Source organism: Vreelandella jeotgali Hwa, assembly GCF_000334215.1.
GTDB lineage: Bacteria > Pseudomonadota > Gammaproteobacteria > Pseudomonadales > Halomonadaceae > Vreelandella > Vreelandella jeotgali.
Genome location: NZ_AMQY01000014.1, coordinates 331251 through 346387, shown reverse-complemented (window position 1 = coordinate 346387; position 15137 = coordinate 331251). Strand labels below are relative to the sequence as shown.

The following is a 15137-nucleotide window of genomic DNA, read 5'->3' as shown; positions in this document are numbered from 1 at the left end:
CGGTGCGGTTACGTCAGTCACGCGCCCGGCGCGGCTATTCGCTGCTGTCTTCGGCCTTTTTGGCCTTTTGCCGCAGGCGGATGTTGAGGTCCTTGAGCTGTTCAGCGGTGACCTCGCCCGGAGCATCGGTCATCAGGCAGGCCGCGCTCTGGGTTTTGGGGAAAGCAATGACTTCGCGGATCGTGTTGGCGCCGGTCATCAGCATCACCAGACGATCCAGGCCGAAGGCCAGGCCGCCGTGGGGCGGCGCGCCGTACTGCAGCGCGTCGAGCAGGAAGCCGAACTTTTCCCGGGCTTCCGCTTCACCGATGCCGAGGATCTCCAGCACCGTGCTCTGCATCTGCCAGTCGTGAATACGGATGGAACCACCGCCCAGCTCGGTACCGTTGAGCACCATGTCGTACGCGCGGGACAGCGCGTTGGCCGGATCGTGCCTGAACTCGTCGGGCGTGCAGGCCGGCGCGGTAAACGGATGGTGGAGCGGACTGAGCCGGCCCTTGTCGTCGGTCTCGAACATGGGGAAGTCCACGACCCAGAGTGGCGCCCAGTCCTGGTTGTATAGTTCAAGGTCGGCGCCCAGACGTACGCGCAGCGCGCCGATGGCCTCGTTGACGGTCTCGGCCTTGTCGGCGCCAAAGAAGATGATGTCGCCGTCCCGGGCGTCCAGGCGGTCGAGCAGGTCGTCAATGATGCCGTCCATGAACTTGACGATGGGCGACTGCAGCCCCTCGATGCCCTTGGCGCGCTCGTTGACCTTGATCCACGCCAGCCCTTTCGCGCCGTAGATGCCCACGAAGTCGGTGTACTCGTCGATGGCCTTGCGCGACAGCGAGGCGCCGCCCGGCACCTTGAGCGCCGCCACGCGGCCGTCGTCGGCATTGGCGGGGCCGGAGAATACCTTGAAGTTGACGTCCTTCATCAGGTCGTCAACGTCAACAAGCTCCAGCGGAATACGCAGGTCGGGCTTGTCCGAGCCGAAGCGGCGCATGGCGTCATGCCAGGTCATGCGCGGAAATTCGGGCAGCGAGACGTTCAGCACCTCGTCAAACAGCTGGCGAATCATCGACTCGGTAATGCCCATGATATCGCTCTCCTCGATAAACGAGGCCTCGATATCGATCTGGGTAAACTCGGGCTGGCGGTCGGCGCGGAGGTCTTCATCGCGGAAGCACTTGGCAATCTGGTAATAGCGATCGAGGCCCGAGACCATCAGCAGCTGCTTGAACAGCTGCGGCGACTGGGGCAGCGCAAAGAATTCGCCCGGATGCGTGCGGCTGGGCACCAGATAGTCCCGCGCGCCTTCCGGCGTGGCCCGGGTCAGCACCGGGGTTTCGATGTCGAGAAAGCCCTGCTGTTCGAGAAAGGCGCGCACGCTATGGGAAATCCGCGAGCGCAGACGCAGCCGGTCGATCATGTCCGGACGGCGCAGGTCCATGTAGCGGTGCTTGAGGCGCACTTCTTCGCCTACCTTGCCGTGATCATCCAGCTGGAACGGCGGCGTGGCGGCGGCGTTGAGAATTTCCACTTCCTGACTCAAAACCTCGATCATGCCGGTGGGCATATCCGGGTTTTGCGTGCCTTCCGGCCGCAGACGTACGCTACCGGTAATGCGCAGCACGTATTCATTGCGCGAACGGTCGGCATTGGCAAACGCCTCGGCGGTATCCGGATCGACCACGAACTGGGCGATGCCGTCGCGGTCACGCATATCCAGAAAGATCACCCCGCCGTGATCACGGCGGCGATGAACCCACCCGCAAACCGTCACCGTTTGGTCTACCAATGTTTCGTTCAGCTGGCCGCAATAATGGCTGCGCATGTCAAATCCTGTTGTGTTGCGTGGCAAGTAAAGAGGTTTGTGGCAATCGGAGTGTCGTCCACGGGCACTACTACGGTGCCGTTTTCCACGCTGGCGGGCCGGGCAGGCGGTTCAGCGTGGTGTTGAAAGCGGCTATTATACCCTTTTGTTACCCTGGGCGGGCAAGGCCACCGAGGCAAAATGCCCGCTGACGTCACCAATCGGAGGAACACCATGACTCATGCCGTTATGCTGGATGCCGACAGCCTCGGGCCGGGCGTCGACTTGACCCCGCTGCGCGAACGCGTCGACCAGCTGACCGTTTATCCCGCCAGCAGCGCCCATCAGGCCCGGGAGCGACTGGCCGAGGCCGATATCGCCATCGTCAACAAGGTGGTGCTGGATGCCGATGCCCTCGCCGCCCTGCCGCGTTTGAAGCGAATCTGCGTACTGGCGACCGGGCTCAACAATATCGCGACGGAAGCCTGCAAGGCTCAGGGCATCACGGTGAAAAACGTCACCGGCTACGGCACCCGCAGCGTCTCCCAGCATACCCTGATGCTGATGCTTTCGCTGGCCAACCGCCTGCCCCGCTATCAGCACGACGTGCAAAGCGGCCAGTGGCAGCAAAGCGACTTTTTCTGCCTGCAGGATCACCCCACGCTGGAACTGAACGGCAAGCATCTGGTCATCGTCGGTCAGGGAGAGCTTGGCAACGCCGTGGCGCAGCTGGCCCGAGCCCTGGGCATGCACGTCAGCTTTGCCGCTCGCCCGGGCAACGAGGCCGGCGATGAGCGCCCGACACTGGATACGCTGCTGCCCGACGCCGACGTACTCAGCCTGCACTGCCCGCTGACCGAAGCGACTCGCCACCTGATTGGTCGCGACGCCCTGACGCGAACCCGCTCCTCGCTGTTGCTGATCAACTGCGCCCGGGGCGGCATCATCGACGAGCAGGCGGCTCTCGAAGCGCTTCGCGACGGCCGGCTCGGCGGCCTCGGCGTCGACACCCTGCCGCTGGAACCGCCCCGGGACGGCCACGCGCTGCTGGATGCGCTGAAGGAACCGCTCAACCTCATCGTCACGCCGCACAACGCCTGGATTACCCCGGAGGCGCGGCAAAAGGTGGTGGCACTGACCGCCGAGAACCTGATCGACTCGGCGCCGTCGGTCAGCCAGTCGTGAAGTCGTCCGGCGCCGGCTCGCTGTCGCCGACCACCGGCGACACATCGGTGACCTGCGCCGCCGGCGGCCCCTGCCAGAGCCAGGATTCCAGCTCGGCCAGAGCGTCGCGGCGGCCGCACATCCGCACCTCTACGCGGCCGTCGGCCAGGTTCAGGGCGTGGCCGACAAGGCCCAGCCACCGTGCCTGCCGGCGGGTCGCCTGACGAAAGCCCACCCCCTGCACGGTGCCGCTGACTGTCGTTGTGTAACACATCATGATGGCAAACTCCTGTTAACGTCTGCGCCGGCCCGGACTTCGCCTTGCTGGAATTCTGTCTCTTCCTGACTACCTACTCCTGCACCAGCTCGCGCTTGACCAGCACGGCGCTGTTGCGCGGCACCAGCTTGCCCCCGCGGCGCAGCAGCAGCGAGCGGGTGAAGGAGGCACCAAACAGGAGAATAAGCGACGAGTAGTACACCCACAGCAAAATCATCACCACCGACCCCGCGGCGCCGTAGGTAGAAGCGGTAGCCGTATACGCCAGATACAGCGCAATCACGCTACGCCCCAGGGTGAACAGTACTGCCGTGACGACTGCCCCAATCAGCACGTCCTTCCACGCCAGCACCACGTCGGGCAATACCTTGAAAATCGTGGCGAACAGCAGCACGACAACCGCCAGCGATACCAGCGACTCGGCCCCCTGGGTCAGCACCACGGTATACGGCAAGAGGTCACTGGCGGCGCGCAGCATGTTGCCGACGATAATTCCCAACGCCAGCGATACCAGCAGAATAAAGCCGATCGACAGCACCACGGTCAGCGACAGCAGGCGATTTTTCAGGAAAACAAAGAGGCTATTGGTAGAGGGTTTGGCCGTAACGCCCCAGATGGTGTTCAGGGAAAACTGCATCTGCGCAAACACCGTGGTAGCACCGATCATCAGCGTTCCCACCCCGAGCAGCGTGGGCAGAATACCCGCCTCTTCAATGCGCGACTGCGCCACGGCCTGCTGAATGGCCTGGGCGGCGCCCCGGCCCAGGGTTTCCTGCAGCTGCGCCACAATCTGGCCCTGCGCGGCTTCTTCACCCATGACCACGCCAATCACGGTCACCGCGATAATCACCGTGGGGGCCAACGAAAACAGCGTATAAAAGGCCAGCGAGCCGGCGTAGCTGAAGGCGTTGCGTTCCAGCCAGACGCTGACCGCATCCTGAAAAACCCTGAACCAGAAAACCATCGTCCGCTTCATTATCTGCCTCCCTGTTGTCGGGGTGACCCGGTCGGGTTGAGTCGGTGAAATGTGTCGAGTCGGGGGTAACCGCTGGCGCTCAACCCGATACCGCAGCGCCATGCGTCAGCGCCCGTATGGATCTGCCCCGGGCGTCTCCCATTCGAGCGGCATGGTACCCGAAGCCAGCATACCTGACACGGGTCTATTTCACAGGCAGCGGCGGGTTACAGAGCCTGCCCCGGCTGACATAATGAGCCGGGTGCAGCGGTACCTGCCGCTTCAGCCCTCGGCACCGAGCCAATGACGGCACCCCGCATCAACGGCACGCAACACTGACAGGAATAAGGACATCGATATGCCTCGTGGGCGCCCGCCTGCCACACACTTTGATTTTGACTGCCTGGTCTTTATCGGTCGTTTTCAGCCGCCGCATCTGGGCCACCTGGCGGTGCTGCGCGAAGCCCTGAAACGCGCCCGCCAGGTCATTGTGCTGGTGGGTTCCGCCTGGCAGGCACGCTCGCTGCGTAACCCCTGGCGCTTCGACGAACGCCAGGCCATGCTGCGCTCGGGATTCGACGACAGCGACAACCGACGGCTGGAAATCAGCCCGCTGCTGGACGCGCTGTATAACGACGACGTCTGGGTCCGCGATGTGCAGAGCCGGGTCCGTGATCTGGCGGCAAACGCCAACGCCCGTCTGCCGCGTATCGGCCTGATCGGTGCCGGGCGGGGCCAGTCCAGCTACTACCTGTCGCTGTTCCCCCAGTGGGAATCCATCAGCGTGCCGCTGGTGGAAGGCATTTCGGCCAGCCGGATACGCGAACGCCTGTTTCACTCGCCGGCATCCGGCGCGGATTACCTGAGCACCAATGCCGAGCATGACCTGCCGCCGGGCGTCGTGGAGCGCCTGAACGATTTTTGCCGCACCGCGTTCTACCACCAGCTGATCGAGGAACAGCGGCTGCTGGACCAGTACCGCCGGGCCTGGGCCGATGCGCCCTACCCGCCGATTTTTGTCACCGTCAACGCGGTTGTCGTCCAGTCCGGCCATATTCTACTCGCTCGGCGCACCGCCGCGCCGGGCAAGGGGCTCTATGCGCTGCCCGGCGGTTTTATCAGCCCCCACGAACGGCTGCTGGATGCCTGCCTGCGCGAGCTGCGCGAACGCATCCGGCTCAAGGTGCCCGACCCGGTGCTCAGAGGCTCGCTGCGGGGCCAGCATCTGTTTGACGAACCCCACCGGAGCTGGCGCGGGCGCACCCTGGCCGAGGCCTTTTACTTTGCCCTGCGCCCTGACCAGCAGCTGCCGCGTATCAAGCCGGTCAGAGGCGGTGACCAGGCCCGCTGGGTGGCGCTGGCCGACCTGGAGCCGGACAGCCTTTTTGAAGATCACTTCTTCATTATCCAGAACTTTCTCGGCCTGCCCGCTGATTTCGGCAACGGTGCCTGACCAACGCGCAGCAAATGCCCCGGATGGCCGGCGTCAGGCCTGCAGAAAGTCCCGCGGCAGCTCCATCATCTGTCGCCAGAGTTTTTCCACCCCGGGCTTGTGTACCAGCGAGCAGCGATACAGACGAATTTCCAGAGGAATATCCCATACCTCGCTGCCGGCGCGCACCAGCCGGCCGGATTTCAGCTCTTCGCGGATACAGAAATCGGGAATCCAGGCGACGCCCACGCCCTGCTGCACCATGCTTTTGAGCCCCTCAGCCATGGCGGTTTCGTACACGGTGCGCAAGCGCAGGCGTAGCGGGTCGTTTTTCAACAGCATGCGCACACTGCGACCCAGAAAAGCGCCCTGGGTGTAAGCCAGATAGGGAATCGGCGCCTCGCGGCTCAGGGCAAAGCGCGGCGCGCCGTGCTCGTCGGGGACGCTGACCGGCAGCATGGTGACCTTGCCGATGGAAAACGACGGAAACACCTTCTGATCCAGCTGCATGGTGGCAAAAGGATCGTAATACGCCAGCATCAGGTCGCACTTGCCCTCGCGCAGCACGTGAATGGCATCGCCGACGTTGGTCGCCACCAGCCGCGTGGGCAGCTCGCCAAGACCCTGCTGCAGCCGCGAAATCCACGGCGGAAAAAAGCTCAGCGCCAGCGAATGAGCGGCCACGATATCCAGCGCCTCGTTGGCAATGGACAGCCCGCGCAGGTGGCCCAGCGACTCGTTGAGCTGCTCGACCAGGTTGCGCGCTGTTACCAGAAACAGCTGCCCTTCCGCAGTGAGCCCCACCGGCGTGGTAGAACGATCGACCAGGGTAACGCCGATGGCCTGTTCCAGCGCGCGGACGCGCCGGCTGAAGGCCGGCTGGGTGACGTGACGCTGATGCGCGGAGCTGGAGAAGCTGCGCGTATTGGCGAGGGTGACAAAATCTTCCAGCCATTTGGTTTCCAGGTTCACCCCTGTCTCCTTTTGCCGGGTTTTGGCTGTCGGCGAATGGCGTTCCGCATCCGCGATGGTTCAGTTTCCGTCTACCCGGCGGTTTTGTTTCGCCGATGGCGCCGGTAGCAGATCAGGCAACTGCAAAGCGGGCATTTTGCCACGAGAGTTACTGAATGGGCGATGTTAAATACGCCGCCCGGGAGATAACTTTTTTCCATAGCGGCTGCCGGCGCAGCTCTTCGAGAGTGACCGTTCGGCAGCGGGTAAAATCCTCCTCCAGCATCCGGCCCACCTGGGTGGCAAATTCAACGCCGGGGATGAACGCGGTAATTTCAAAATTCAGCCGGAAGGAGCGATTATCCAGATTGACCGTCCCTACACTCGCGGCGCTGTGGTCGATAAGAATAACTTTTTGATGTAAAAAGCCTGGAAGATAACGGTATATTTTAACACCGGCACGAATCATGTCGGCCAGAAAGGCAAACGCCGACAGAAACACCAGAAGATGATCCGGACGCTCGGGAATCATCACGCGAACGTCAACGCCGCGCATGGCCGCCAGGCGTAGCGCATCCTGGACGCCCTGATCGGGCACAAAGTACGGGCTGGTCAGCCATAGTCGCTCGTCAGCGCTGTGGATCAGGTTCTGCACCACCAGGCTGGCGGTATCCTGGTCGTCCGCCGGGCCGGAGGGCACAATCACCACCGGCTGGTCTGCCGTAGTGGCGGGCACCGGCTGCCAATCCAGGGTGATGACGTCTTCGGTGGCCCAGTGCCAGTCTTCCCAGAACGCTTCCTGAAGCCCCAGCACGCTGGGCCCTTCCAGCGCCAGATGCGTATCGCGCCATGCCCCGTGGCGCCGGCTTTGCCCCAGGTATTCGTTGCCCACGTTGAGGCCGCCAATCCAGCCACGACAACCATCGACCACGGTGATCTTGCGGTGGTTGCGAAAGTTCAACTGAAAACGATGGCGCAGCCCCCGCGAGGAACGAAACGCGCTGACGGCGACCCCGGCGGCCGTGAGCTCGCGCAGATATTTCTCATTGAGGGCATGGCTGCCGATGCCGTCGTAAAGAAAATAGACCCGCACACCGCGCTCTGCGGCGCTGATCAGCCGCTGATGCAGCTGCCGCCCCAGGGTGTCATCGCGGATGATGAAAAACTGCACCAGGATATACTCACGGGCCGCATCCAGGCCGGCAAACAGGCTGTCGAACGTCGCCTTGCCGTCAATCAGCAAGTCGGCGCGGTTGCCCCGGGTCAGCGGCATCATCGCCAGCTGCTCGACGGCGCGGATATCCGCATTGTCGGGTTTGGCCAAATGCGGCATAACGTTGCCACGGTAGCGCGAGAGAACCTGACGCAGCACGCTGTCCCGCGCCCCTCGCGCCGAAACGTAGCCGTAAAAACGCGGGCGACCGAACAGCCAGTAGGCCGGCACCGCCACGTAGGGAAACGTCAGCAGCGAGATAATCCAGGCTACCGCACCCTGGGAAGTACGGCTCGACATCAACGCCATGACCATCGATATCAAGCCCAGCACATAGCTCAGCGCAATGCCCAGTCCCAGCAGCGAAAATGTCATACGAGCTCCTCAAACAGGCGTAACGGCAGGAAATAATCGAGTAGGAGGGGGAGTTGCCTCCCCCGTCCTCTCACACCACCGGGCATACGGTTCCGTACCACGGCGGTTCACGAAGAACGACTGGGCCCTCTTGCCGTATCCAATACCGAGACTAACCCACGCTGAGCGAACCAGCGGTTGGGCAAGGCGTGGCGCAGGTGCAGCGCACCGGCATTCCACCAGGGGCCTCGCCCGTTTCCCGCTGACTTCCACGCCCGATAGTCGTTCAGACCCAGTGCCGAGAGCTTGCGGCGCCGGGTCCGCGGGCGCTTCCATTGCCGCCATATCAAGTTGCGTAATCGGCGACGTACCCATTGATCCAACACTTCCAGCGGACGCTTCACATCGACGAGACTGAAGTAGCTGGCCCAGCCCCTCAGAACCGGGCTCAACTCCTCGGTCACCCGTTGGATGTGGCGCCCCCTGCCGCGCTTGAGGATCTCGCGGACACGTTGCATCAGACGCTGCAAACTGGCCTTGGCCAGCGTCAGCTTCGGCAGCTTGTGTCGGGTCAGCGTATAGCCCAGGTACCCCCGGTTCCACGGCCGGTCCACTGCACTCTTGTCGCGATTGACCGTCAGCCTGAGCGAGCTCTCGAGAAAATCACTCAGACTGGCCATAACACGCTCACCGGCACGCCGACTCCTGACATACACCTGCATGTCATCGGCATAGCGGCAGAAGCGGTGGCCGCGACGTTCCAGTTCCTTGTCCACGTCGTCCAGCAGGATATTCGCCAGCAGCGGGCTCAGCGGTCCGCCCTGGGGCGTACCCTGCCAGCGTGGCGCGGCCAGGCCATTCTGGAACACCCGGCCTCCAGATAGCGGCGGATCAGGCGCAGCACCCGCTTGTCGCGGACACGGCGCGCGACCCGTGCCATCAGCAGGTCGTGATTAACACGGTCGAAGAAGGCTTTCAGGTCGAGGTCGACCACCCAACGATGGCCGACGGTGACATGGGTCTTCATCGCCGAAACGGCCTGCCGGGCGCTGCGCCTGGGGCGATAACCGTAGCTCGACGCCGAGAACGTCGGATCGAAGAGCGGCGTCAACACCTGCAGCAGCGCCTGCTGGATCAGCCGGTCGCTGACCGTGGGAATGCCGAGCTGTCGAATCCCGCCCTTGGGCTTGGGAATCTCGACGGCTCGGACCGGGCTGGGATGGTACTCACCGGCCAGCAGTCGCTCGCGCAGCGTCGGCCAGTATTGCTTCAGGTGGTCGGCCAACTGATCTACCGGCATGCCGTCGGCACCCGGCGCTCCCTTGTTGGCAACCACCCTACGGTAAGCCCGCGCCATATTGGCCTTCTCTACCACAGCCTCCATGAGCGGGGCGGGCTCCGCTTTCGTCCACGATGACGACGCCGGGACCGTCTCGACGCTCACCGGCCGGGACTCGGGGTACTGCCCCTGCCCCTCTGGATGAGTGACGGTATTAGCGTCAGGGTCTGTCTTCATGATCGATCCTCGAGACGCCATCGCCTACTCGCGGTTCTCCATGTTCGGCCCTTGGTGCCGTGGTGAACCGGCACTTACTATGGCCTCTGCTGACGTCTGGTGGCCCATCCCGTCGCCTCTCGACGCCAGTAGCACCGTGGCAAACCACCAGACCTCCCAGGGTAAGACGCGTGACCTTCCTCCCACCTACCCGCCGCATTTACTGCCGCACCTTCCGGATAGCTATTGGGTTTCGAGGATCCTAGCCCTCTCGCCCAGATGCGGTAGCCTCATATGCGATTCCTGTTCGTCGGGCCAGGAGTTTGCCTTCAGCTTCCTTCAGATTCCGCCTCACGACGGACACCCTTGCTGTTCAGCTAACGGTTCCCGCTATCAGGGTCCGTAGGGGACTTCCACCCCCAGGTCATCCCGAGGCACCACCCTCGGGAACAGCACCTATGGTGCTACGCGCCATGCCTGGCGCACTAGCAAAAAGCCCCGCCGAGCGGGGCTTTCGGGCCATGTTGCATCATGCTGCATGGCGTCCTGGCAATGCCGGTATACTACCCCTGTTCGGCAATAATTGCCTGCCATTTTGCCGGGCCGGTGCGGTGAATCGAGGTGCCCTGGGTGTCGACGGCTACGGTGACGGGCATGTCTTCGACCTCGAATTCGTAGATGGCTTCCATGCCCAGGTCTTCAAAGCCCACCACGCGGGAGCGCTTGATCGCCTGCGCCACCAGGTAGGCGGAGCCGCCCACCGCCATGAGATACACCGCCTGGTTGTCGCGTATGGCGTCAATGGCCGCGTCACCCCGCTCGGCCTTGCCCACCATGCCCAGCAGGCCGGTATCTTCCAACAGCGTGCGGGTAAACTTGTCCATGCGCGTGGCCGTGGTGGGTCCCGCCGGCCCGACCACTTCCTCGCCTACCGGATTCACCGGGCCCACGTAGTAGATAAAGCGCCCTTTCAAATCCACCGGCAACGGCTCGCCGTTGGCCAGCATGTCGAGCATGCGCTTGTGCGCCGCGTCACGGCCGGTCAGCAGTTTGCCGCTGATCAGCAGCGTATCGCCGGGCTGCCAGTCCTTGACGCCTTCCGGCGTGATCTCGTCGATATTGACGCGCTTGACGTTATCGCCGGCTTCCCGGGTGATCTCCGGCCAGTCCTCGAGTTTGGGCGCCGGCAGCGCGGCCGGGCCGGAGCCGTCCAGAGTAAAGTGCGCGTGGCGCGTCGCCGCGCAGTTGGGAATAATCGCCACCGGCTTGTTCGCCGCGTGCGTCGGGTAGTCCTTGACCTTGATATCCAGCACCGTGGTCAAACCGCCCAGCCCCTGGGCACCGATGCCGCTTTTGTTGACCCGATCAAACAGCTCCAGGCGCAGCTCTTCGCCGCGGTTTTGGGCGCCGCGCTGCTGGAGCTCCTGAATATCAACCGGGTCCAGCAGCGATTCCTTGGCCAGAATCATGGCCTTCTCGGCGGTACCGCCAATGCCGATACCCAGCATGCCCGGGGGGCACCAGCCGGCGCCCATTTTGGGCAGCTGTTCCATGACCCAGTCGGTCACGCTGTCGGAAGGGTTGAGCATGGCAAACTTGGATTTGGCCTCGCTGCCGCCGCCCTTGGCCGCGACGTGAATCTCCACGGTATCGCCGGGCACCAGCTGGTGATGGATCACCGCCGGCGTGTTGTCGCGGGTATTCTGTCGTTTGCCGTCCGGATCGGCGAGCACGGAGGCGCGCAGAACGTTATCCGGCAGCTGGTAGGCCCGGCGCACGCCTTCGTTGACCATATCGTCGAGGCTCATGTCGCCGGCTTCAAAGCGCACGTTCATGCCTACGTGGACAAACACCGTCACGATGCCGGTGTCCTGACAGATCGGCCGATGGCCAAAAGCGCACATCCGCGAGTTGATCAGAATCTGGGCGATGGCATCTTTGGCCGCCGGATTCTCCTCGCGCTCGTACGCTTCGGCCATGGCGTCGATGAAGTCTTTGGGATGATAGTAGGAAATATACTGCAGGGCGTCGGCAACGCTTTCAATTACGTCGTCCCGGGCAATCACGGTCATGGAGAAGCAGCTCCTGAATTGGCGTCGTTATACGCTGACGTCGGACATTGCGCGTCAGCAGCGCCCTATCATAACGCACCGCCGGGATGCCCCGCAGCTGACAGCCTCGGCACCGGCTTATGCTTTGGTACCAAACCTGGATTTTTGTCATTCAAGGGGAGGATAGCGTTGAGGTTTTCAAGAAACTTAAGATAACGGTATAAATTTATGGCAGTGTTCTACCCGCTACGCCGCCCGACGAGGACGTGCCGGCGGCTGACAACAGGGGCAGAAATACAGTCGCCGGGAACCGGCCATGACCCGCTCGATGGGCGCAGCACAGCGGTGGCACTCCAGCCCTTCGCGCTCAAAGGCGGCAAAGCGATACTGACGGCGCTTTTCTCCCCGGGCCTTGGCCTTTTTTACCCACTCGGGCGCGTTGGTTACGCCGGCCTGGCGATAGGTTTGCCAGGTCAGCGCGACAATGTAGTGCGCCAGCCGCTCGAGTTCGGTGTCGTTCAGATCCTGCGGTCGAGTTTTATAGTGCAAGCGGGCGAAGAACAGGATTTCGCTGCGCAGGTAGTTGCCCAGCCCCGCCACCAGACTCTGGTCGAGCAGCAGCCCGCCCAGCCCTCGGCGGGCAAAGCGCGAGTCCTCGAGGCGAGCGGCCACATTCCCGGCGCTGACGTCTTCGCTCAGCAGGTCCGGTCCCAGGCGCGCGAGAAACGGATGCTCGTGGAGGCTGGCCTCATCCCAGAGGCTCACATCCGACGCGCTGTAAAGGCTCGCCGCCCGGTCGCCGGCTTCCAGCCGCACCCGCAGCGAGCGTCGAGTATCGGGCGGCGCCCCCGCCGGGTGCAGCTTCCATACGCCGTAAAGCTGATTGTGCGAATACAGCACTCGGCCGTCGTCAAAGCGGGTGAGCATGGCCTTGCCACGGGTGTCTACCCGCTCAACGCGGTGGCCAATCAGCGATTGGGCATGGGGCTTGAGCTCATCAAACGCGAACCAGGCGTCATCCAGCGGCTGCCCTGTCAGCTGCTTTTCCACACGGTCCGCCGCGCGGCGGATTTCCGGACCTTCGGGCATGATCAGCCGATCTCCAGTTGTTTTTCCCTGAGCGTATGGAGTCGGTCGCGCAGCTCGCCGGCCTTTTCAAACTCCAGATTGTGCGCCGCTTCGAACATGGCGTCTTCCACCTTGCCGATGGCTTTGGTGATCTCGCCGGGGCTCATGCCCGCAGGGTCGTAAACCGAATCGGGCTCCGCGACCTTGCGCTCGCTGCCGCGGCGATTGGCTTTTTTGCCCCCCGGCGCTTCGCCGGCTTCGAGAATATCGGCCACCGAACGCGATATGGTGGTGGGCGTAATGCCGTGGGCCTCGTTGTGCGCCATCTGTCTGCTGCGGCGGCGCTCGGTTTCATCCATGGTGCGCTGCATGGAGTTGGTGACTCGATCGCCATAGAGAATCGCCTTGCCCTGGGCGTTACGCGCGGCCCGGCCCACGGTCTGGATCAGCGAGCGCTCGTTGCGCAAAAAGCCTTCCTTGTCGGCGTCGAGTATGGCCACCAGCGACACTTCGGGAATGTCCAGCCCCTCGCGCAGCAGGTTGATGCCCACCAGCACATCGAACTTGCCCAGCCGCAGGTCGCGGATGATTTCCACCCGCTCCACGGTGTCGATGTCGGAATGCAGATAGCGCACGCGTATATCGTGCTCGTCGAGATATTCGGTCAGATCCTCGGCCATGCGCTTGGTCATCACCGTCACCAGCACCCGCTCGCTCACCGCGGTACGCCGGCGGATTTCCGAGAGCAGATCGTCGACCTGGGTGGTGGCGGCGCGCACCTCGATTTCCGGGTCGAGAAGCCCGGTGGGACGCACGACCTGATCGACTACCTGCCCGGCATGTTCGGCCTCGTAGGGGCCGGGCGTGGCCGAGACAAATACCGTCTGGGGGCAGACGGACTCCCATTCCTCGAACTTCATCGGCCGGTTATCCAGCGCCGAGGGCAGGCGAAAACCGTATTCGACCAGGGTTTCCTTGCGCGAGCGGTCGCCCTTGTACATGCCGCCCACCTGGGGAACGCTGACGTGGGACTCGTCGATAAACACCAGCGCATCGTCGGGCAGGTAGTCAAAAAACGTCGGCGGCGCCTCGCCGGGATTACGCCCGGATAGATAGCGCGAGTAGTTCTCGATGCCGTTGCAGTAGCCCAGCTCCAGCATCATTTCGATGTCGTAGAGGGTGCGCTGTTCGAGACGCTGGGCCTCTATCAGGCGGTTATCCTGACGCAGGTTCTTCAGGCGTTCGGCCAGCTCCGTCTTGATCGACTCGATGGCTTCGAGGATCGTCTCCCGCGGGGTGACGTAGTGCGACTTGGGATAAATCGTCATGCGCGGCACCTGGCCGCGCACGTCGCCGGTCAAGGGGTCAAACAGACGGATGCTGTCGATTTCGTCGTCGAAAAGCTCGACCCGCACCGCTTCGTCTTCGGCATCGGCGGGGAAAATGTCGATGACGTCGCCGCGTACGCGGTAGGTGCCGCGGGTAAAATCGACGTCGTTGCGGGTGTACTGCAGCTCGGCCAGGCGGCGCAGGAAGGCGCGCTGGTCGATCTCTTCTCCCCGAGTAAAATGCAGGCGCATTTTCAGGTACTGATCGGGATCGCCCAGGCCGTAGATCGCCGACACCGAAACCACGATCAGCGCGTCGCGGCGCTCCAGCAGCGCCTTGGTCGCAGACAGGCGCATCTGCTCGATGTGGTCGTTGATCGAAGCATCCTTCTCGATGAAGGTATCCGAAGACGGCACATAGGCCTCGGGCTGGTAGTAATCGTAGTAGGAAACGAAGTACTCGATGGCGTTATCGGGGAAAAACGCCTTGAACTCGCCGTACAGCTGTGCCGCCAGCGTCTTGTTGGGCGCCATCACGATGGTCGGGCGCTGCAGCGTCTCGACGATGTTGGCCATGGTGAAGGTCTTGCCCGAGCCGGTGACACCGAGCAGGGTCTGGTGCGCCAGCCCCGAGTCCAGACCGTTGACCAGGCCCTTGATTGCCTCGGGTTGATCCCCGGCGGGGGAAAATTTGGACTCCAGGCGAAACGGTTTACTCATTCGGCTTTCTCATTGAACTCATCTCATTGAACTTATAAACCCAGCTGGCTCAGCGATTTTGACCGTGAAATCATGCACGCCGGCATTACAGCGGTCAGGATACCTTGATACCCAAGTTCAGCGCCTCGACCGCGCGGATCAGCGCGTCGCGCCGGGCCTGCCCGTCGATATCGGCGCCGTAGCGCCCCACTTCGGCATTGTCCACGCCGTCGAGCATCATCAGCGCGGTGGTAATCCGGTTGACCTGATCGGCGTTGGTGACGCCCTCGAATGTCAGTGCCTGATGCGCCATCGGAGCTTCTCCCGAAAAATTGTTAAAACTGTTTGTTAC

At 62.9% G+C, this 15137-nt stretch carries 13 protein-coding genes; 2 read left to right on the top strand and 11 right to left on the bottom strand.

Features of this window, described 5'->3' with window-relative positions; translation table 11 throughout:
• Positions 1 to 34 precede the first annotated feature (34 nt).
• A complete protein-coding gene (aspS, locus tag C793_RS0107585; protein WP_017430337.1) occupies positions 35 to 1819 on the bottom strand; it encodes an aspartate--tRNA ligase in 1785 nt (594 codons plus the stop codon).
• A gap of 213 nt (positions 1820 to 2032) precedes the next feature.
• Here aspS and C793_RS0107580 point away from each other — a divergent pair, with 213 nt between their 5' ends.
• Positions 2033 to 2983, top strand: coding sequence for a D-2-hydroxyacid dehydrogenase (locus tag C793_RS0107580; RefSeq protein WP_017430336.1), 951 nt, complete (start codon positions 2033 to 2035; stop codon positions 2981 to 2983).
• On the opposite strand, the gene C793_RS0107575 is transcribed toward C793_RS0107580, so the two are convergent.
• Together C793_RS0107575 and C793_RS0107570 are read right to left on the bottom strand one after the other, a co-directional pair.
• Positions 2970 to 3239, bottom strand: coding sequence for an acylphosphatase (locus C793_RS0107575; protein WP_017430335.1), 270 nt, complete (start codon positions 3237 to 3239; stop codon positions 2970 to 2972). The genes C793_RS0107580 and C793_RS0107575 overlap by 14 nt on opposite strands.
• A gap of 73 nt (positions 3240 to 3312) precedes the next feature.
• A complete protein-coding gene (locus C793_RS0107570) occupies positions 3313 to 4215 on the bottom strand; it encodes a YihY/virulence factor BrkB family protein (RefSeq protein ID WP_017430334.1) in 903 nt (300 codons plus the stop codon).
• 337 nt (positions 4216 to 4552) lie between these two features.
• On the opposite strand from C793_RS0107570, the gene C793_RS0107565 reads away from it, so the two are divergent.
• Positions 4553 to 5647, top strand: a complete 1095-nt coding sequence (locus C793_RS0107565) for a bifunctional nicotinamide-nucleotide adenylyltransferase/Nudix hydroxylase (RefSeq protein WP_017430333.1) — start codon at positions 4553 to 4555, stop codon at positions 5645 to 5647.
• Positions 5648 to 5680: 33 nt separating this feature from the next.
• On the opposite strand, the gene C793_RS0107560 is transcribed toward C793_RS0107565, so the two are convergent.
• The 8 genes from C793_RS0107560 to C793_RS0107530 all read right to left on the bottom strand — a co-directional run bounded on the left by C793_RS0107560 (position 5681) and on the right by C793_RS0107530 (position 15098).
• Positions 5681 to 6598 (bottom strand): LysR substrate-binding domain-containing protein, encoded by a 918-nt coding sequence (locus C793_RS0107560; RefSeq protein WP_017430332.1) that lies wholly within the window; start codon positions 6596 to 6598, stop codon positions 5681 to 5683.
• A gap of 148 nt (positions 6599 to 6746) precedes the next feature.
• The gene (gene cls / locus C793_RS0107555; protein ID WP_017430331.1) at positions 6747 to 8165 is read right to left on the bottom strand and encodes a cardiolipin synthase; all 1419 of its coding nucleotides are present in this window, start codon (positions 8163 to 8165) and stop codon (positions 6747 to 6749) included.
• 107 nt (positions 8166 to 8272) lie between these two features.
• Positions 8273 to 9013 carry a group II intron maturase-specific domain-containing protein gene (locus C793_RS14785; protein ID WP_017430330.1) on the bottom strand — a complete coding sequence of 247 codons (741 nt, stop codon included), beginning with the start codon at positions 9011 to 9013 and terminating at the stop codon, positions 8273 to 8275.
• Positions 8953 to 9660: a reverse transcriptase domain-containing protein gene (locus C793_RS14720; protein ID WP_281103813.1), complete on the bottom strand. Its 708-nt coding sequence runs from the start codon at positions 9658 to 9660 to the stop codon at positions 8953 to 8955. The genes C793_RS14785 and C793_RS14720 overlap by 61 nt, the downstream gene beginning before the upstream one ends.
• 542 nt (positions 9661 to 10202) lie before the next feature.
• Positions 10203 to 11711 carry a fumarate hydratase gene (locus C793_RS0107545; RefSeq protein WP_017430329.1) on the bottom strand — a complete coding sequence of 503 codons (1509 nt, stop codon included), beginning with the start codon at positions 11709 to 11711 and terminating at the stop codon, positions 10203 to 10205.
• 225 nt (positions 11712 to 11936) lie between these two features.
• On the bottom strand, positions 11937 to 12779 hold the full coding sequence (gene nei / locus C793_RS0107540; RefSeq protein WP_017430328.1) for an endonuclease VIII: 843 nt from the start codon (positions 12777 to 12779) through the stop codon (positions 11937 to 11939).
• 2 nt (positions 12780 to 12781) lie between these two features.
• On the bottom strand, positions 12782 to 14806 hold the full coding sequence (gene uvrB, locus C793_RS0107535) for an excinuclease ABC subunit UvrB (RefSeq protein ID WP_017430327.1): 2025 nt from the start codon (positions 14804 to 14806) through the stop codon (positions 12782 to 12784).
• Positions 14807 to 14900: 94 nt separating this feature from the next.
• Positions 14901 to 15098 (bottom strand): hypothetical protein, encoded by a 198-nt coding sequence (locus tag C793_RS0107530; RefSeq protein ID WP_017430326.1) that lies wholly within the window; start codon positions 15096 to 15098, stop codon positions 14901 to 14903.
• Positions 15099 to 15137 lie beyond the last annotated feature (39 nt).